The organism is Pseudomonas sp. NFX98, from assembly GCF_047784845.1.
Classification (GTDB): domain Bacteria; phylum Pseudomonadota; class Gammaproteobacteria; order Pseudomonadales; family Pseudomonadaceae; genus Aquipseudomonas.
In genome coordinates this window covers 190,231-208,777 of the sequence record NZ_JBLNNF010000009.1, presented here as the reverse complement: position 1 = coordinate 208,777, position 18,547 = coordinate 190,231, and the positions used below count along the sequence as shown (strand labels likewise).

Sequence of the window (18,547 nt, the reverse complement as noted above, 5' to 3'; positions counted from 1 at the left end):
CTTTCTCAGCGGCTGTACGGCCGGTGCAGTTGGCATTCGGGATTGAGTGTCACGCCGAAACCGGGCTGGTCGAGCGCCGACAGGCGCATGCGGCCATTGACCGGCACCGGTTCGCCGAGCAGCTGCGGGTGGAACATCGGCACCACTTCGTCGGCCTTCGGCGCCATCATCAGAAATTCGGCGAACGGGCTGTTATGCCGGGTGGCGACGAAGTGATAGCTGTACACCGACGAGCCGTGGGGGATGACCAGCGCATTGTGGGCATCGGCCAGGGCTGAGATTTTCACCAGTTCGGTGAGGCCGCCGCACCAGCCGACGTCTGGCTGAATGATGTCGCAGCAGCCCATTTCCAGCAGCATACGGAAGCCCCAACGCGTGGCTTCGTGTTCGCCGGTGGTTACCAGCATGCCTTTCGGTACATTGTTGCGCAGGGCGGCGTAGCCCCAGTAATCGTCTGGCGGCAGGGCTTCTTCGATCCACTTCAAGCCATGTTCGTGGGCGCCGACCGCCAGTTTGGTGGCGTAGTTGAGGTCCAGGCTCATCCAGCAATCGAGCATCAGCCAGAAGTCCGGGCCGACGCGTTCACGCATGGTCGCCAGTTCTTCGAGGTTCTTGCGCAGGCCTTCTTCGCCTTCGGCGGGGCCGTGGTGCAGCGGCATCTTGCCGCCGATGAAGCCCATTTTCTGCGCCAGGTCCGGGCGGGCACCGGTGGCGTAGAACTGCAATTCGTCGCGCACTGCGCCGCCGAGCAATTGGTGCACCGGCTCCTGGCGGATCTTGCCGAGTAAGTCCCACAGCGCCAGGTCGACGCCGGAGATTGTGTTGATGACGATGCCTTTTCGCCCGTAATACAGGGTCGACTGGTACATCTGGTCCCAGATCTTTTCGATGTCGGTGACACGGGCACCTTCAAGGAACCGCGCCAGATGTTTCTCGACGATGTAGGCGGCAGGCTCGCCGCCCGTGGTCACGGCAAAACCGACGGTACCGTCGCTGGCTTCAATCTCTACCACCAGCGTACCGAGTACGTTGATGCCGAAGGTGCGTCGGCTCTGGCGGTACTCGGGGTACTTGCTCATCGGGGTAGCGATGTGATCGTCGATCCAGTGGCCGTCGGCCTGGTCGTGATAATCGGCGCCGCCGCCTCGCAGAGTGAAAGCGCGGACGTGTTTGATGGTTGGAATGCCCATGGTGTGATTCCTTTTTTTAAACGGCGGTCAGGTTTAAACGGTGGCCGGTTTATTCGAGGCTTTATGGCTGGGCGAACGTACGCCCAGCACCAGCAACGCGGCGATGACGGTGGTAGCGGACAGCACGTACAAGCCGGCTGCCGGTGAATGGAAGGCGCCTTCGGCCCAGTTCTTCAGTACCGGGGCGATGAAGCCGCCGAGGGCGCCGAACGAGTTGATCAGGGCGATGCCGGCTGCGGCGGCGCTGCCGGCGAGATAGCTGGAGGGGAAAGTCCAGAACACCGGTTGCACGGCGATGAAGCCGGAGGCGGCGAAGCACAGGGCAATGATCCCCAGCAGCGGATTGCTGAAGGTCACCGAGCAGGCGATCCCGGCGGCAGCCATCAACAGGGTCAAGCAAGCGGTGCGGCGGCGTTCGCCAGTGCGGTCGCTGTAACCGGGAATCAGATAGGCGGCGATCAATGCGCAAATCCATGGAATCGCGGTGACCAGTCCGACCATCAAGCCGACCTTGGTGCCAAGCAGTCCGCCAACCTGGGTCGGCAGGTAAAACACCACACCGTAGACGCTCGCCTGGATCAGCAGGTAAATCAGGCACAGGTACAGCACCGAAGGCTGACAAATCACGTTGAGCAGGCTGCGGCCGTGGTTCTGTTTGTGGCTGTCTTCCTGATCGAGCAGGCTCTGCACTTGCTGGCGTTCCTCGACGGTCAGCCACTTGGCATCGGCCGGGCGATTGTCCAGGTACCAATAGGCCCAGATGCCCACCGCCGTGGCCATCAAGCCTTCAACGGCGAACAGCCACTGCCAGCCGTGGAAGCCGGCAAAACCGTCCATTTCCAGCAGCAGGCCGGACAACGGGCTGCCGAAGATGAACGCCAGCGGCGCACCGAAGTAGAAGAAGCCCATGGCTTTGCCGCGCACGGCGCTGGGGAACCAGTAGGTGAGGTAAAGGATCACGCCGGGGAAGAATCCGGCCTCGGCCACGCCCAGCAAAAAACGCAGGATGTAGAAGCTGGTTTCGGTGTGGGCGAAGACCATGGCCGCGGAGACCAGGCCCCAGGTGACCATGATCCGGCACATCCACAAGCGAGCGCCGACACGGTGCAGAATCAGGTTGCTCGGCACTTCGAGCAGCGCGTAACCGACGAAGAACACCCCGGCGCCGAAGGCGAACGCGGCATCACTGATATTGGTGTCGGCCTGGAAGGCTTGCTTGGCGAACCCGACGTTGGCGCGGTCGAGGAAAGCCATGATGTACATCAGCAGGAGAAACGGGAGCAGCCGCCAGGAAATTTTGGCGAGCAGAGGCGCGGGTAGAGTCTTCATCGCAGTTTTCCTTTGGTAGGGCATTTGTTCTTATGGGGAAGACTGTACGGCCGCTGAGCGATGCGTTACAAATCGAATCTAGCTCACAACTGATACCTTCAGGGTATCGACAAAAAAGGCCCGTGATGACCACGCCAACCATCTCCCGCAGCCTGCTCAACCGCCTGCGCTACAAGCATCTGCACATGCTGGTGACGCTCAGCACCAGCCAGAACCTGCACCGTGCTTCGCAAAGCCTGAACATGTCGCAACCGGCTGCCACCCGCATGCTCCATGAAATTGAAGACATGTTTGGCTGCGACCTGTTCGAACGTTTGCCGCGCGGTATGCGACCGACGGCGCTGGGCCAGGAGCTGATTCGTTTTGCCGAGTCAGCCCTCAGTGGTCTCGACCGTTGCGCCGAGGACCTGATGGCCCGTCAGCAGGGCGGATACGGTTACCTGTCGATTGGCACCATCATGGGCGCGGCGCCGGATCTGGTGATGGATTCGATTGCCGAGATCAAATCACTCAATCCGCAGCTGCGAATTCGCATCATGGGCGACACCAGCGACCAAGTGATCCAGTTGCTGGAGCAGGGTCGCATCGACCTCGCCATCGCCCGGCGCAATGCAGCCACCGACAGTGAGCATTACGTCTTCGAACAACTGGGCAACGAGCGATTGCTGGTGGTGGTGCACGCCGGCCACCCGCTGGCTCGGCGCAAGAAGCTGGAGATGGCAGAACTGGTCAACGGCTGGCCGTGGATCCTGCAACCGGAAACCAGCCCGGCGCGCATCGGTCTGGATCAGGCCTTGCAGCGCCTGGCCTTGCCGCTGCCGGCGGACATCATCGAATGCAGCTCGGTGTATTCGATGCAGCAGCTGATTCAACTGACCGACGCGATCATGGTCCTGTCGGAAACCGCATTGCGCGACTACCTTAAAATGGGGCTGGTGGTGGCGCTTCCGGTGGAACTGGATGTGCAACTGGCGCCGTTCGGGCTGCTGTTGCGCAAAGGTGAGCACATAAGTCGGGAGCTGGGATTGTTCATCGATCTGCTGCGTCGAAAAGCCGCGGTTTTTTGATTTCCTGGTCAGTTTTTTGTTTTCCGAGAGCGCATAAACCTTTAAAGTTAACCTTTCGGTCAGCTTTGCACTGTCAACACAGCCCTTTGCATCGTCAAAAGGGGCTTCTGCAAGACTCGAGATTCCCAGTACATAACCAGAAGGGCGGACCCCATAACCGCCCAGAGGATGATCCATGTCCAACCGTGATATATCCCGGCGCTCGTTCCTTCAGGGCGGGCTGGTAGCGGGTGTGAGCGTAACGCTCACGCCGTTGAGCAGCCAGGCGCTGGCAGCCTTGATGGAAAACAGCGTGACCGTGCCGTCCGAGCAATGGCTCGGCAACAACGGCAAGGCGCGCGCCCGTAATGACGCCTTGTCCAAGGTCTGCGGCAGCAAGGTGTTTGCCCGCGACATCCGCGCCAAGGACATGCCGGGCTGGCCGCAGCAGCAAGGCCACGCCATGCTGCTGAAAACCATCAAGGCCGACCGAATTTATGACGGCTACGACCTGTCGTGGCTCGGTGCCGAATTGCAGCCGGATCGCATCGTCACCGCCGACGACCTGATCAAGGACGGCATCGCCTTCCCGGAAGAACACGCGCCTGATCCGCTGCTGCCGGCCGGCAAGGTGCCGATGTTCATCGGCCACCCGGTGGCGATCCTGATCTGGAACGACTTCGAGCGTTTCCGCCAGGCCAAGGCCCAACTCAAATTCAATGACAAAGCGATTCGTTACGGTGCTCAGGTGCCGTTCTACGAAGGTGATCCTTACGGCAGCTTTCGCTACGTGCGCGTCGGCGGTGCGACCTCGGCCGATGAAGACGAATTCGCCAGCCTCAAGGATTCGATCCTGTTCCCGATGCTGAAAAACCGTCGTCCGGTATGGAACTCGCAGCCGAACCTGCACGGCAACCTGACCGAGCGCGGCCTGTTCTACGCCGAGCGCATGAAGCAGCAGATCGACACGCCGCCAGACAACTGGCTGGTGTTCGACGAACGCTACAAGACGCCATCGATCGAACCTGCCGCGATGGAGCCGGACAACGGCAACGGTTGGTACGATCCGGCAACCAAAACTCTGCATTTCGTGGTGGCGACACAGTGCCCGCTGGAAACCGCGACCGAGACCGCGAAGATGATCGCGCCGTCGCGTTTCGGCCTGGCCAACCTGAACATGCACCCCGGCTACACCGTGGGTTACGGCTCGAAAGACCACAACATTTTTGTCTACTACGCCGCCCTTGCAGCGTTGTACGGTGCCGGTGTGCCAGTGCGTCTGGCGAACGATCGCTATGAACAGTTCCAGAGCGGCATCAAGCGCCACCCGTTCGATATCCGCTACCAACTGGCGGTGGACAAGACCGATTACAGCTTCAAGATTTTCCGCGCCGAGATGAGCGTCGACGGTGGCGGCCGGGTCAACTACAGCCCGTCGGTGGCAGCGGTTGGCGCCACGGCGGCGCAGTCGATCTACTACATGCCGCAGAACGATTTGCAGGTGACGGCCTATCATTCCCGCGCCGTTGAAGCCGGGTCGATGCGTGGCTACGGCACCCTGCAAAGCATGGCGTCCACCGAGATGATGGTCGACGAAATCGCCGATCGCCTCGGTGTCGATGCCATCGAACTGCGCCGCAAGAATGCACTGCGTTCGGGCATGAAAAACACCCAGGGCGCGGTGCCTGCCGGTGCTTTGCGACTGCACGAGATTCTCGACAAGGCAGCGGTTCACGACACCTGGAAAAACCGCGCCGCGATCAAGAAACAACGCGAAGCTGCCGACCCGGATAACTGGTACGGCATCGGTTTCGCCATCTGCCAGAAAGACTTCGGCACTGGTTCCGAAGCGCCGATGGCGAGCATCGAGTACACCGTTGACGGTCGCATTACCCTGCGCCACATCGGCATCGAAATCGGCACCGGCATGTCCACTTCCCAGGCGATGGTGGTGGCCGATTTCCTCGGCAACCCGGCGCACGAAGTGAAGACCGGCGAAACTGAATGGAAAGAGTTGCAGCTGATCAGCGGCGGCAACCCGTACATCATGAGCCAGGCCGAGCAGGACAACTTCCTGCGCAACCCGCGTTGGGTTGGCAAGGTCGCTTCGGCTTCATCCGCGACCAACTCGGCGTACTACTTCAGCCACGCCACCCGTGAAGCGGCGCGCGTACTGTTCAACCACGGCTTATGGCCGGCGGCGATGGAGATCTGGCGGCAGGGTCCTTTTGGCGGCCAGGCCAACCCTTATGTGGTGCGTCGCGAAGACGCTCATTGGGTCGACGGCAAGCTCACCGCCAACGGCATGGAGCCTTTGCCGTTTGCGGTGCTGGCCAAGCGTGCCCACGAGCGTGGTCTGGTCACTGGCGCCACGGTCCACGGCTTCAACCGCTGGAGTTGGGCTGAGGCCGAGTACAGCATCGATGGCGTGCGTGAACGCTTGCCACTCGATGGTCTGGCCGTGAAGTACGGCGACGGTGCACCGAACGCGAAGAAGGCGCAGATGAACAGCGCCGGTTTCCATCTGCTGGATCGGCAGAACATCGCCTACCCGGCGACCCAGTTGAACAACGCGGCGGTGACTTACTACAGCCCGGTCGCGACGCTGGTGGAAGTGAAGGTCAACAAGGGTTCGAACGAAGTGTCGGTGCTCAACCACCACTCGTGGGTCGAGTGCGGTCGGGTGCTGGTGCCGGAGTTGGTCAAGGGCCAGCTCGAAGGCGGTATCGCCATGGGCATCGGCCATGCGCTGATGGAAGAAATGCCGCTGTACGAAGGCGGGCCGGGGGAGGGTGACTGGAACTTCAACCGCTACCGCTTGCCGATGGCGCGCCACGTTGCGGTGTGGAAACAGACTGCGGAAATCCTCCCGCCATTGTCGCCAAGTGACCCGTCCAAAGGCATCGCCGAAGTGGTGATGATCCCGGTGGTCGGCGCCATCGGCAACGCCGTGGCCCATGCCATCGGTAAACGTGTCCGCGACCTGCCTATCACTTCTGCGCGCATCAAGGAGGCCCTCAATGGCTAACCGTCCGCTTCAACTGACCCTCAACGGTCAATCCGTCGGCCCGGTGGACATCCCTGATGACCTGCCGATGATCGACTACCTGCACGAATACAAGAACCTCACCGGCTCGCGCCTCGGTTGCGGCCAGGGCATCTGCCACGCCTGCGTGGTGATCGTCGACAACCCTGACGGCACCAGCGAAGAAGTGCGCACCTGCATCACTGGCGCACACTATTTCGAAGGCAAGAAAGTACGGACCATCGAAGGCCATGCGACCCGCGACGAGCAGGGAAAGGTCACCGAGCTGAATCCGATCCAGCAGCGTTTCGTCGACGAATTCGCTTTCCAGTGCAGCTACTGCGCACCGGGTTTTGTGAATGCTGCGACGGTGTTGGTCGAGAAGCTGCAACGCCAGCCAATCGTCAAAAGCCAGCTGGAAAAAGTCATCGAGGACAGCCTCGGTCATCACATCTGCCGTTGCACCGGGTACGTGCGCTACTACAGTGCCACGCGCAACGTGCTGACCGATCTCGGCCTGGTCAAGGAGGGTTAAGCATGAAGCAACTACTTAGCCGTCTGGCGTTGACGGTCGGTCTGGCTGCGCCTGTGTTGTTGGCCCACGCTGACGACGCGCAGGTCAAGCAAGGCGAATACCTCGCCCGCGCCGCTGACTGCATGGCGTGTCACACCGCACCGGGTGGCGCGCCGTATGCGGGCGGCCTGCGGATCGTGTCGCCGTTCGGCACGATCTACGGCACCAACATCACCCCGAGCAAAGAGCACGGCATCGGCCTGTACAGCGATGACGAATTCTTCGCTGCGTTGACCGCCGGCAAGCGTCGCGATGGGGCGAACCTGTACCCGGCGATGCCGTACACCTCGTATCACCTGATGCCGCGAGCGGACTCCGATGCGATTCACGCCTACCTGAAAACCGTCGAGCCCATCGAGCGCGCCGCGCCGGTCACCAGCCTGACCTTCCCGTTCAACGTGCGTCCGGGCCTGATAGGCTGGAACATGATGTACGGCAAGGACGTGAAGCTGGAATCCGCCGAAGGCAAAAGCGAAGCCTGGAAGCGCGGCCAATACATGGTCGACGTGCTCGGTCACTGCGGCGAATGCCACACGCCACGCGGCCTGCCCGGTGCGATGCAGATGGACAAGCGCATGACCGGCGGCATCCTCAACGGCTATCTGGCACCGAGCCTGCTGGCCACTGACCTGGCGGCTCGCGGCTGGAACCATCAGGACCTGAGCTCGTTCCTCAAGCACGGCATGAGCGCCCAGGGCACGATGTTCAATGAAATGTTCCCGGTGTTCCACAACAGCACTCAAGGCCTCACTGACCCGGATCTGGCCGCGATGGCCACGTTCCTGCTCGGCGATCAGCCGCCAGCAGCAAAAGTGCTGACTGACGTACCGTTGGACAAACTCAGCGCCAGCGCCCAGCGTGGTCGTCAGGATTACCTGAACGTCTGCGCCGGTTGCCATGCGCCAGGCGGCGAAGGCAAGCCGCATATCGCCGTGGCCATGCGCGGCAACACCACGTTGCGACTGGAAGATCCGCGCAATCTGGTGCGGGTGATCGACGATGGTATCGGCGAACAGAAGTTCTCCGGGTTTGAGCACATGCAGCCGATGCCGGGATTCGTCGAGAAACTCAGCGATGAGCAACTGACCGATCTGCTGAACTACCTGCGTCAAGGGTGGGGCGGTCAGCCGGGTGACCTGGCTGTGAACGCTGTGCAGAAATTTCGCGCCGATGCGCCGCCGCTTGAGCACAAGGCGCACTGACATGCAGCATCTCGATCTGCAAGTGGTGCGGCGGGCGTTGGAGTGGTCGTTGGCCGGTAAGCGCGTGTGGCTCTGCACGGTCCTCGCCACGTACGGCTCGGCGCCTCGCGCGCCGGGTTCGTTGTTGGCGGTGAACGCCGACGGCCAGTGGATCGGTTCGCTGTCGGGCGGTTGCGTCGAAGAAGACTTCCTTGAGCGCGTCGCCGAAGGCGCGTTTGAGGAAGCCGTCAGCGTCGTGCGCTACGGCGAAGGCGAAGACCCGCGCTCGCGGGTCAGCCTGCCCTGTGGCGGCGTGCTCGATGTGCTGGTGGAGAAGCTGGATTCCGATTGCGACGTTCAGGCGCATCTGCGGGAACTCGAAGCGGCGCTGTTGGGCCGACGTCGGTTGATCCGTGAAGTCGATCTGGTCAGCGGTGCGCGCAGCCTGTTCGATGATCGCGAGCAGGGTGTGCGCGTCGAGCGCGAAATCGACCGGGTTCGCCTGCGCATCGGTGCGGCACAGCGGCTGTTGCTCGCCGGGTATTCCAGTGTGGCGCAGGCGTGTGCGGAGTTTGCGGTGGGGCTGGGATTCGAAGTGATTCTCTGCGATCCACGGGACAAAGTGCTCGAAGGTGTGGTGCTGGACAACGTGGAGATCCGTCGTCAACTGCCATCGGTGTTCATCGCCGATGGCGGCTGTCACAGCGACACGGCGGTGGTGGCGCTGACCCACGATCCGCGCATCGATGACCTGGCAATGATGGAAGCCGTGCGCACCGACGCGTTTTACATCGGTGTGATGGGCTCGATGCAAACTTCGCAAAAGCGCTTCGAGCGGTTGCGGCGTATCGGTGGGCTGGACGATGCCGAACTGGCGCGGATTCATGCGCCGATCGGTTTGAACCTGGGCAGCAAGACACCGGCGGAGATTGCCTTGGCGGTGTTGGCTGATATCTTGCGGATTCGAAGCGGTATTCCACGGGATCGACTTTAAGATCAAAAGATCGCAGCCTTCGGCAGCTCCTACATTGATTGCGCATTTCTGTAGGAGCTGCCGAAGGCTGCGATCCTTTGTTTTAACGGTTAGTACCCGAATTTATCCCGCAACCCGTAATACCACGCACCCAGCGCTGCGAACGGTGTACGCAGCAATTGCCCACCGGGAAACGGATAGTGCGGCAAGTCGGCAAACGCGTCGAAACGCTCTGCCTGGCCACGCAATGCTTCCGCCAGGACCTTGCCCGCGAGGTGCGTGTAGGTCACGCCGTGGCCGCTGCAACCTTGTGAGTAGTAGATGTTGTCGCCCAGTCGCCCGACTTGCGGCAGACGCGACAGGGTCAGCAGGAAGTTGCCGGTCCAGGCGTAGTCGATCTTCACGTCCTTGAGTTGCGGGAAAGCCTTGAGCATTTTCGGGCGGATGATCGCCTCGATGTTCGCCGGATCCCGCGCGCCGTACACCACGCCGCCGCCGAAAATCAGGCGTTTGTCGCCCGTCAGACGGTAGTAGTCGAGCAAGTAGTTGCAGTCTTCGACGCAGTAATCCTGAGGCAGCAGGCTTTTCGCCAACTCGTCGCCCAAGGGCTCGGTGGTTATCACCTGGGTGCCGCAAGGCATCGACTTCGCCGCCAGCTCCGGCACCAGATTGCCCAGGTACGCGTTGCCCGCCACGATAATGAATTTTGCCCGGACCTTACCCTGTGGTGTGTGCACCACCGGATTCGCGTCGCGTTCGATGCGCACCGCGGGTGACTGCTCATAAATCACACCGCCCAGCGACTCCACAGCCGCCGCTTCGCCAAGCGCCAGATTAAGTGGATGAATGTGCCCGCCGCTCATGTCGAGCATGCCGCCGACGTATTGGTCGCAGGCCACCACTTCACGGATGCGCCGCTCATCCAGCAACTCGAGCTGCGTATGACCGAAGCGTTCCCATAGGCGCTTCTGGGATTCCAGGTGGCCCATCTGCTTAGCCGTGATGGCGGCGAACACGCCACCGTCCTTCAAGTCGCACTGGATATTATATTTGGCGACCCGTTCGCGAATGATCCGCCCACCCTCGAACGCCATCTGCCCCAGCAACTGAGCTTGCTTGGGGCCGACACTGCGTTCGATCACATCGATATCACGGCTGTAGCTGTTAACGATCTGGCCGCCATTACGCCCCGACGCACCGAAACCGACTTTGGCGGCTTCCAGTACCGTGACCTTGAAACCGTTCTCCAGCAGAAACAGGGCAGAGGACAGGCCGGTGTAACCGGCGCCGATTACACAGACATCAGTCTCTACGTCATCCTGCAAAGCCGGGCGCGGCGGAACCGCATTGGCCGATGCGGCGTAGTAGGACTCTGGGTAGGGGGTGTTCGCCATCCTGCAGCCTCTGTTTAATATATTTTACGAGTGCATCGATCCTACCCGAGTTAAAAAACCACCGCCAGCCACGGGAAAATCTTCTTTGCAGCGGCGAAATTAAATATTTTGCATATTCATAGGGTTAGCTCGAAAAAAGGTGTTGACACCCCTCCGGAATTCCGTAGAATGCCGCCTCACAGCAGGCACGTAGCTCAGTTGGTTAGAGCACCACCTTGACATGGTGGGGGTCGTTGGTTCGAGTCCAATCGCGCCTACCAAACAAAATCCGCTCTGCTGGGCGGTCTAGAGGGGCTCACCGAAAGGTGAGCCCTTTTTTGTTGCCTTGGATTTCTTCAGAACGTTCACAAAATATCGGGTTCGTTCACAGTGGGCAATGTGAACGCCAAAAACCTCCTTTCTTCGATGCGTAACAACACACCAAGAGAATCGCAATGAGAGCATGGACAGCGGTTGCACTGCTGGCTCTGGCAGGGACAACAAATGCATGGGCGGCGGAAGACTTCCGTTGCACGATTGAAAGCACCGTCGCCGCTAAAGAAAAGCCGATAAACAGAATTTTCATCGGCAAGCAGTTCACCGTAGAAAGGCGGACTGGATTGATGGCAGGCGCCCTGAAGAACTCTTACGTCACCGACCCACAAGTCATTGACTACGGATCGACTGAGAATAGCTACAAGGCTGTAGCGACCATGCGGAAGGATCAGGGGGCGGGAGTTGGTTCAAGCATCTATGCATTGACGATCAATGAGTATGACGAGAGCGACAGAAAGCCCTTTATCTTCCTTCAAAAACGATGAAGCGTATCTTGGTTGGTGCGAGCATTTCTGATTTGAGGTGGGTCGCAAAACCTACTGAAACTTTCCCCGTGCTCAGTCTGCTCTAGCTGCAACTGGCGGCAACGTGCTTCTGGCCCCCAGCCATTGCGGTCACTACTATCACTGAATCCTTTCGGTGAGATGTAAACATGAGCGATGACGTAAAGAAGACCTGGCAACAGTTTGTCGCCGAGTACCCGGCGCCATCCGAGGCCGCTTGGATCAATAACTTCGCCATCAGGAGCTTCAGGGATACGGGAGACGGTGATTACATTGCTGCGAGGTTGGCTATAAAGGCCGGTCTGGCTACCCAAGCAATCTGGTCTGGGTTGCAAGCTGTAGAAAAGTACCTGAAGTGCATGCTGGTTCTTCGCCGGGTTAGCTCCAAGGACGTAGGCCACAAGATCGTAGAGGGCCTCAGGTTGGTAAATGAGCGCTTGGGCTACGACATCGTTTTGCCCGATGCTGAGCAGGCGGTCTTCAATCACCTTGCCGAGTCAGGTGGGGATCGATATCTGGTCGTCTCGCTCCACCTATTCGATCACGAGTTGGCAGGGTTGGATGCACTGGTGTGGCGCCTCCGCCAGTACTGCGATGTGCTTGATGTCGAGCACTATAACGACAAGCCGTCTGAAGAGGTTTTGTCTAGGAGCTTGGGTAGGATCAAGGCAAGGCTGGACGGGGAGCCTACTGGTGGGCACCTACAACACGGCGCTCTTGAGAAGATCCTCGCTGATCAGCATCACCGGGCCCGTGAGGGGCTTGTCTGGCGTAACGCAATGTTCGGTGGTGGGCAACCTATCATCGCCTCTGAGAGCTTCAATTTCGTTGCGACTAACTCGCCTTTGTTCTTGAATCCTCAAATCGTCAGAGCGGTAAGTAAGCTGGTACTCCTTCCTAAAGGGGCCTTGGAGGCATTTGAACAACTCGCGATAGATCAAGGGAAAGTCTGACGAGTCATAGGTTTTTCGCCGCCATGACGATCCTGTGGTGGTTTTTGCCATCCATCTGCCACGGATTGAAGTGATCAGTCTGTCAGGATGCTGTTCGTATATACAGTATTTGGTGTGTGCGTGATGAAAGACGATTTGATCGATGACAGCGGATATGAACTGGGGCTTCCCACCCACGTAGAGATTGAAGCATCAATGTACCCTGCTGTGTGCCGAGCTGGAGATGACATGCAAAGACTTGCGTAAGGCCCACCAGAACATCGCCAAGCTGATCATTATGCATCGTGAAAGCTCGACCGAACTGGCAGCGTTGAAGGTTGAAAACCAACGGTTGAAGTGGACGCTGGGTGAAATGTACAGCCAGGAGCGGGGGGCGGGAGGCATCGCGGATGAGATACGCGTACGGCGACCATGCCAGCAATGAAAAGCAGTGAGCCAAGGCGGATTCGGCGCTGATCACTGCGCGATGTACTCACCCAATTACAGTGAATTTTTGTGAAAGGGCTCGCGGCCCTAAAAATCTATTCGGCTGTTTTCAAGCGTTGAAAAATGATGAAAAAAGGCCCGGTCCAGCAGCATTGCGGCCTACACGCCGATTCGCTCTTTCACACACAATTTACGCACAGGTTTATCCACAGGTAGTACGTTGCAATCGCCCTTCAAAACGCAATATGCTGTACGCAGACGACAAAAAAACCCTACATGTAGGGTTTGTCGTTAGCTGCTGACCTAGAATTAGGTCCTTAGGAAAGTCTGCGAGTGGTCGTGCTTCGGTCTCCACAACTTAGAACACCACCACCCGCACCAACTAAAGCTAAACAGTAGCGATTGCGTTAGCCCTAGGGGGATTGCATTGAGCCAAACATTGTCGGGATCGTCAATGGCTCTCTGCTGGCCGGTACTCCCTCGGTCTGACAAATCCATCCTTATCTACATAGGTGAATTGTCATGACTAGCAATACAAAACAATCCTCATCGAAGGCGGCCAAACTGGCTTCCGAAACCCTCCGCACCCCTAGCACGTCAGCTACGGCTAAGAGTCTCGCTGCTTCGGTGCTCGCCCAGACGAAGACTGGGAAGCAAACGAGCGCTGAAATGGAAGCCTTGGCAGGACCAGTGCTTCAGAGCGAGAAATACAGCGACGACACGAAAGCCCTAGCGGGATCTGTTGTATCCCAATCCAACAAAGACCGCTGAGGATTGGGCCATGCCTTATTACGCACTCGTAACGGTTGACCTCGACAATGGCGTCAGCAAGACAGCCCGCGACAAGTTCAACGATGAACTCGCGAAAAAACACTTCTACAAGCACAAGCTCACGACCGTTTGGACGGCCACGTACTTGGTAGGGACTACCAAAGAGGTAGCCATCAGCTATGCACGCGATTGCATCGATGAAGCCGCTGCAACATCGGGGATCACAAGCTTCGAAGCCTTGGTGACGATTAGCGAAGAGAAACCAACGGAATGGGTGAAAGGTGCGAACGGTCTATTAGCCAAAGCACTCTGGCGCTAACAGAAGTAAAAAACCCAAACCCGCTTCGGCGGGACTTCCAAGCCCGCTCAGATATTGAGCGGGCACACTCACTCTTATGGAAGAGCAAGCTGTCCATCCCCGGCTACGAGCGCCTTAAACGAATGATAGCCGAGCATTGTTGTCCAGCGTTTCAATCGCAGCCACAGCGTTAGCGGAAACATCATCCACACCATTAGCTGATAGCCACTTAGTAATCTCTTCAATGGCCGCAGCCAGGGCGTGCTGGTTATGAAGTAGCAGAGTAAGAGCATCGGCTGCCGCGATTTTTGCTTCCTGGTTAGCTGCCATGGTTGTCGTCCTAAATTTACGTCGCAGGATTTAAGCTCACGTTGCCATGCGCTGATGCAGAATGGCAAGGCGTACGCTTCCGGGGGCGAAGGCTATATGGGATTGATTGGAGCTTGCCCTCGATTCTGCCTCTGTAGCGTCAACCGGTTGGTGTGCGAGAATAAATTTAATCACGGCGACTGGACCTTCTTAATGTCGAAACAGCAGGTTTCATCTAAACACCATTTTATTCCTAGGTTCCTCCTGAAAGAGTGGCAGGACGAAAGCGGCCAACTATGGATCTATCAAAGAAATGGTGGGGGCAATATTTCTTTCCGGAAAGGTGCACCCAAGTCAGTTGCGTATGTAGAAAATATATACACGGTATATCCGGAATTACCTGGGACTAGGGAGCGATCAGATGAAGTCGAAAAAGGATTTATGGCCAATATCGACGATCAAGCTGCCATTGTTCATAGGAAACTTCTGGAATGTGGTGTGGGAGCGCTAACCGCACAGGAGAAAGGTATCTGGTCGTTGTTCATAGCGAGCATGATAGAGAGAAGTCCTAGGAAGCTTGAAAGATACAAGCGTCTTGCTCAAGTTGATGATTATGTAGAAGAGCTATTTCAATCTAATCCCAAAATGGCAGCGGTCGTAGAGAAGGCGCGCATCGATGTCCAAGCAGTTAGAGGCAACACAATTCTGAAATTTATGATGGAGCGGATTCTCGATCCAGATGTTGTCCAAAAAATAGGTGAGATGAGCTGGGCAATTACTCAGGTCGATATGTCGGGAGAGCATTTCGTTTTGGGAGACAATGTGGTAATAATTAATAACGGAGCTGTCGAAGACGAGCCGCTCTACTACATAAGGCTAGCTATTTCTCCAAGCAAACTACTCATCCTGACGTACGACGCTGATGTACTTGATTCCGACTTTGGGGTTTTGACGGTGCTTTATAATATTGAGGTGATATCCAAGTCGGAAAAATACGTTATTTCCAGTCGGGAGTTGAAGGACGAAACCTGTACTAAGTTCAATAGGATTGTTGAAGAGATGCATCGCGTATAACTATGCAATCGCGTTCGCATGCTCTGGCTGAGGCGGTGTTAAGTGCCATTCCCGCGCCGTATCGCTGCCAGAGCCTCTAATGTCAAAATATGGCAGGCGAGGGTGTAGCGGCTAGGATCGGAGTCGCTCCAGCACTTGGGCGATGACCTCTGTGTTCGTGTCGAGTGCGTGAAGGGCAGCCATCGCATTGTTATGGGCGTTTACGGCACGCAGACCAGTGCTTCAATGGCAGCTCTCAGGGCTGTTCATTTGCTTGGTAGGGTGCTTACTGGGTGGCTATCGGGTTACATCAGCCGAGGGTCTAACTGATGCCTACGATTGTCGTATTCGTAAAATCGCGTCTGTGATCGCTTGAGCATTCAAGTCCAGCGTTTCCATAGCCGCTGTTTGCGTTAGCGACAACAATCCCTACACAATTCTCAGAGAGCCATTTTGTCACCTCTTCAAGGGCCGCACCTAGAGCGTGCTGGTTATGCAGTAGTAGTGTCAATGCATCCGCCGTGGCGATGTTGGCTTCTGACTTATCTGGCATGGCTATCGTCCTTGAGTGATGGTGTGGGAGTCCTAGTATCTCTTGCCCATGGCTGGGGGTGGGCGAAGAACTGCTCAGGCCCACCCAATTGTTTGCATTCGACCTGACCGGTCATTTGCACCGGGTTTCACCATTTACGATTCTTGTTTATGACCGGCACAAGGCGACCCAAAGCTGACGTTTACAATGCAATACCTATCGAGTAGTGGGCGCTCCTCAGGCTTGTTGTGAAGGGCGCTATTGGGGGCGCTAACCCTTCGATTAAGTATCTAGTCTGCTTTGACGGGATCGCCCTCGAACTCTCCTGTGGCCAAGGCAGAATCAAGTTTTTCGACAGTCGCGGGAATCGCCCTCATCTGATACATCAGCTTTTCGCCGGCTGCGGTGAGAGACCAAAACTTATACATTTTACCGTCTGTTGCTTGTTTGGCTTGCATATCAATAATGCCCAAAACCTTTAATTGTACGGAAATTGTTTGAAAGTTCTGATCGTCGAGGCTGCTTAATCCGGTGGGAAGTCTCTCTTTTTTTAGAAGGGCTAGACGTAATATTTCCGAAGCTTTCGCCTCGATAATGCTCTTGAGAAGATAAGGCGATATGAAATAAAAAATATCCCTCCAGCTAACTTTGCTTTCCCAGGCTTGCTGCCGTCTAGCTCTTTCTGAATAATATTTCCCATTAACAACGAATAACGCATCAAGTCCGGCTGGTTCGAATCCCAACTCTAAAGCAGATGTTTCATATTTATTAAGTTTAATTTGTAGGGTTTCATTCTTTTTGCGGAGCTCATTTATCTCGCTCAGCAGGTCTTCGCTAGCTGCTGCTGATCCTCTGACCCAGCCGGTTTATCACTGCAACGGCGCCGGCGTTAAATGGCACCACACTGCGGCCGCGATATTCACCGTGCAGACCAAGCGAATCGATTACGGCTACGAGATCGAATACGCGGAAGGTCGAGTTGTCTATCTGGAGGATCGGCGGTGGTTTAGCCCGAAAGAATACTGGGACGACCTCGACGACGAAGAGCGCGCAGAAATCGACCAAGCTCTGATGGCTGATTGGGAATGCAGCTTTATGGATCCGGACGAGGACGACCAGTGGGAATATCTCGCCGAGTGCGATGACCACACCGTCACCGGCTGGAACAAGCGCTGGGAGATCTTGAACAGTCACTTCACCCGAGATGCCGCTGAGGCGTTCGACGCAAGCAGCACGACTACGCCGAGATGCGCGTCTACGTCGAATCGCAGTACTACGCCTGGGAGTTCGAAGCCATCAAGGAAGCGAGCCTCGACGGCTTGCTGACCTACACGCCGAAGGTGCCAGCATGAAGCGCCTCTACCTCAGCGGTCCAATCACCGGCGTGCCCGACCTCAACAACAAAACCAATCCGGTCCGGCTGATCGATAGCAGTGTTTGTCTTAACGAGGCCGAGACGATGATCGCGGCCAACGCCGCCGACATCATCAAGCTTTGCCAGCGCCTCGCAGCCTGACCCACTTCTTTCAAGTTTTCACTGCACTGCGTTGAAACAGCTTGGCGTAGGCGTAATAGCCAATATTGACCTCTGCCACTGCCATCAGCCCAATTACGGCGCCAAACATAAAAGATAAAAAGATAAAACCTGTCGCAATCACCCCTACAACCCATTTAAGGATTAGCAACGCCTTGGGATCAATCGAGCGCATTCCATTCATGACAAGCGCTAAGGCAACTCCTATCAACAAACCGACAATAATGCTTAAAAACATGTGTCAACTCCCTTTGGTTAAAGCCCGGGAGTGTATTCCAGGCCGCCCCTAATCTCACAACTCCACCGCCCGGGAATGCCCCGGCATAGGACGCCCCATGCCCACAGAAAACATCCGCACGATCGTCACCGAGTCCCTGATGGGAATGATCGCAGCCGTCACGCGGACAACCCCGCCAGCGAACGAGCCGCCATCGCCTTTCGTTCAAGGGCCGATTGATCGGGCGGTGGATCGGATCAAAGCCTTTGCAGCGCCTGGTGTAACGCTCGCTTCCGCCCGCGCCAAACGCGTGTATGTGGCTGGCCCCATGACTGGCTTGAAGGACCTCAGCTACCCCGCCTTCTACGCTGCGGCCGATGCGCTCCGGGCCCAGGGCTATCAGGTGGAGAATCCGGCCGATCACGGCATCGTCCCCGGCGCCGAGTGGGTCGACTACATGGCCTACGACCTGACGCGGCTTGGCCTGTGCGGAGTGATTGCCCTGTTGCCCGGATGGGAAAGATCGGAGGGCGCGAAGCTCGAAATTCAAATCGCCCACCGCCTCGGCATGACAGTTGTGAATGCCCATGATCTGGTATCGATGGAGACTGCAGGATGAGCGATTCAACTTTCCAGCGGGAAAACCGCTACATCATCATCAAGCGCAGCGACTTGAAAAAGGTGCCAGTCGGTTATCGCAGCAGTTTGGTAGACCCGATGTTCTCTCTGCTATCGCACCTCCCACATCGTGAATTCCTGGTTGTCGAGAGCGACTGGCCCGAAGCCCCGTCAACAGCGGGGCTTTTTCGTTTTTGTCTCTACGCACAGCTCGCCTCTCGGAACACAAGTGCGTTTTGCCGCTGCACAGGCCTGTGCCATGTGATCTCCAGGTAGCGACGGATCTGGATCCGCATGAGGAGCGGG

At 57.4% G+C, this 18,547-nt stretch carries 20 protein-coding genes, 1 tRNA gene and 1 pseudogene; 14 read left to right on the top strand and 8 right to left on the bottom strand.

The genetic code is table 11. The features are described from left to right. Positions 1-5 precede the first annotated feature (5 nt). Together rhmD and ACM110_RS14610 are read right to left on the bottom strand one after the other, a co-directional pair. Positions 6-1,190, bottom strand: coding sequence for an L-rhamnonate dehydratase (gene rhmD, locus ACM110_RS14615; protein WP_416128308.1), 1,185 nt, complete (start codon positions 1,188-1,190; stop codon positions 6-8). A gap of 33 nt (positions 1,191-1,223) precedes the next feature. After that, positions 1,224-2,519 (bottom strand): MFS transporter, encoded by a 1,296-nt coding sequence (locus ACM110_RS14610; protein ID WP_416128307.1) that lies wholly within the window; start codon positions 2,517-2,519, stop codon positions 1,224-1,226. 125 nt (positions 2,520-2,644) lie between these two features. Between ACM110_RS14610 and ACM110_RS14605 the strand changes: the two genes are divergently transcribed. The 5 genes from ACM110_RS14605 to ACM110_RS14585 all read left to right on the top strand — a co-directional run bounded on the left by ACM110_RS14605 (position 2,645) and on the right by ACM110_RS14585 (position 9,339). Further along, positions 2,645-3,586, top strand: coding sequence for a LysR family transcriptional regulator (locus ACM110_RS14605; protein WP_150705501.1), 942 nt, complete (start codon positions 2,645-2,647; stop codon positions 3,584-3,586). A gap of 175 nt (positions 3,587-3,761) precedes the next feature. Then, positions 3,762-6,593 (top strand): xanthine dehydrogenase family protein molybdopterin-binding subunit, encoded by a 2,832-nt coding sequence (locus ACM110_RS14600; protein WP_416128306.1) that lies wholly within the window; start codon positions 3,762-3,764, stop codon positions 6,591-6,593. Further along, positions 6,586-7,125 carry a (2Fe-2S)-binding protein gene (locus tag ACM110_RS14595; protein ID WP_007982256.1) on the top strand — a complete coding sequence of 180 codons (540 nt, stop codon included), beginning with the start codon at positions 6,586-6,588 and terminating at the stop codon, positions 7,123-7,125. Before ACM110_RS14600 ends, ACM110_RS14595 begins: the two co-directional genes overlap by 8 nt. A 2-nt stretch (positions 7,126-7,127) precedes the next feature. Continuing rightward, positions 7,128-8,366 carry a c-type cytochrome gene (locus ACM110_RS14590; protein ID WP_416128305.1) on the top strand — a complete coding sequence of 413 codons (1,239 nt, stop codon included), beginning with the start codon at positions 7,128-7,130 and terminating at the stop codon, positions 8,364-8,366. Position 8,367: 1 nt separating this feature from the next. After that, a complete protein-coding gene (locus ACM110_RS14585; protein ID WP_416128304.1) occupies positions 8,368-9,339 on the top strand; it encodes an XdhC family protein in 972 nt (323 codons plus the stop codon). Between the two features lie 89 nt (positions 9,340-9,428). Here ACM110_RS14585 and ACM110_RS14580 read toward each other — a convergent pair whose 3' ends face one another. Beyond that, on the bottom strand, positions 9,429-10,712 hold the full coding sequence (locus ACM110_RS14580) for an NAD(P)/FAD-dependent oxidoreductase (RefSeq protein ID WP_416128303.1): 1,284 nt from the start codon (positions 10,710-10,712) through the stop codon (positions 9,429-9,431). A 183-nt stretch (positions 10,713-10,895) separates the two neighbouring features. Here ACM110_RS14580 and ACM110_RS14575 point away from each other — a divergent pair. The 5 genes from ACM110_RS14575 (at position 10,896) to ACM110_RS14555 (ending at position 13,999) form a co-directional block, all read left to right on the top strand. After that, positions 10,896-10,972 (top strand) — tRNA-Val (locus tag ACM110_RS14575). A gap of 174 nt (positions 10,973-11,146) precedes the next feature. Continuing rightward, positions 11,147-11,512, top strand: coding sequence for a hypothetical protein (locus ACM110_RS14570; protein WP_416128302.1), 366 nt, complete (start codon positions 11,147-11,149; stop codon positions 11,510-11,512). A gap of 167 nt (positions 11,513-11,679) precedes the next feature. Further along, the gene (locus ACM110_RS14565; RefSeq protein WP_416128301.1) at positions 11,680-12,483 is read left to right on the top strand and encodes a hypothetical protein; all 804 of its coding nucleotides are present in this window, start codon (positions 11,680-11,682) and stop codon (positions 12,481-12,483) included. Between the two features lie 223 nt (positions 12,484-12,706). Beyond that, positions 12,707-12,907: a hypothetical protein gene (locus tag ACM110_RS14560; RefSeq protein ID WP_416128300.1), complete on the top strand. Its 201-nt coding sequence runs from the start codon at positions 12,707-12,709 to the stop codon at positions 12,905-12,907. 783 nt (positions 12,908-13,690) lie between these two features. Beyond that, positions 13,691-13,999, top strand: a complete 309-nt coding sequence (locus ACM110_RS14555) for a hypothetical protein (protein WP_416128299.1) — start codon at positions 13,691-13,693, stop codon at positions 13,997-13,999. 114 nt (positions 14,000-14,113) lie between these two features. On the opposite strand, the gene ACM110_RS14550 is transcribed toward ACM110_RS14555, so the two are convergent. Then, positions 14,114-14,308 (bottom strand): hypothetical protein, encoded by a 195-nt coding sequence (locus ACM110_RS14550; protein WP_416128298.1) that lies wholly within the window; start codon positions 14,306-14,308, stop codon positions 14,114-14,116. A 192-nt stretch (positions 14,309-14,500) separates the two neighbouring features. Here ACM110_RS14550 and ACM110_RS14545 point away from each other — a divergent pair, with 192 nt between their 5' ends. Next, positions 14,501-15,361 carry a DUF4238 domain-containing protein gene (locus tag ACM110_RS14545; RefSeq protein WP_416128297.1) on the top strand — a complete coding sequence of 287 codons (861 nt, stop codon included), beginning with the start codon at positions 14,501-14,503 and terminating at the stop codon, positions 15,359-15,361. A gap of 312 nt (positions 15,362-15,673) precedes the next feature. On the opposite strand, the pseudogene ACM110_RS14540 reads toward ACM110_RS14545, so the two are convergent. From ACM110_RS14540 to ACM110_RS14530, 3 genes and pseudogenes are all read right to left on the bottom strand, one after another. Further along, a pseudogene (locus ACM110_RS14540) lies at positions 15,674-15,893 on the bottom strand (hypothetical protein). Between the two features lie 269 nt (positions 15,894-16,162). Then, a complete protein-coding gene (locus ACM110_RS14535) occupies positions 16,163-16,615 on the bottom strand; it encodes a hypothetical protein (RefSeq protein WP_416128296.1) in 453 nt (150 codons plus the stop codon). A gap of 91 nt (positions 16,616-16,706) precedes the next feature. Then, positions 16,707-17,021, bottom strand: coding sequence for a hypothetical protein (locus ACM110_RS14530; RefSeq protein WP_416128295.1), 315 nt, complete (start codon positions 17,019-17,021; stop codon positions 16,707-16,709). Between the two features lie 199 nt (positions 17,022-17,220). Between ACM110_RS14530 and ACM110_RS14525 the strand changes: the two genes are divergently transcribed. Further along, positions 17,221-17,388 carry a hypothetical protein gene (locus ACM110_RS14525; protein ID WP_416128294.1) on the top strand — a complete coding sequence of 56 codons (168 nt, stop codon included), beginning with the start codon at positions 17,221-17,223 and terminating at the stop codon, positions 17,386-17,388. Positions 17,389-17,398: 10 nt separating this feature from the next. Here the strand turns inward: ACM110_RS14525 and ACM110_RS14520 are convergent, their stop codons facing one another. Continuing rightward, positions 17,399-17,644 (bottom strand): hypothetical protein, encoded by a 246-nt coding sequence (locus ACM110_RS14520; RefSeq protein WP_416128293.1) that lies wholly within the window; start codon positions 17,642-17,644, stop codon positions 17,399-17,401. 97 nt (positions 17,645-17,741) lie between these two features. Here ACM110_RS14520 and ACM110_RS14515 point away from each other — a divergent pair, with 97 nt between their 5' ends. Next, positions 17,742-18,242 (top strand): DUF4406 domain-containing protein, encoded by a 501-nt coding sequence (locus ACM110_RS14515; protein ID WP_416128292.1) that lies wholly within the window; start codon positions 17,742-17,744, stop codon positions 18,240-18,242. Further along, the gene (locus tag ACM110_RS14510) at positions 18,239-18,517 is read left to right on the top strand and encodes a hypothetical protein (RefSeq protein ID WP_416128291.1); all 279 of its coding nucleotides are present in this window, start codon (positions 18,239-18,241) and stop codon (positions 18,515-18,517) included. Before ACM110_RS14515 ends, ACM110_RS14510 begins: the two co-directional genes overlap by 4 nt. The last annotated feature ends 30 nt before the right edge of the window (positions 18,518-18,547 follow it).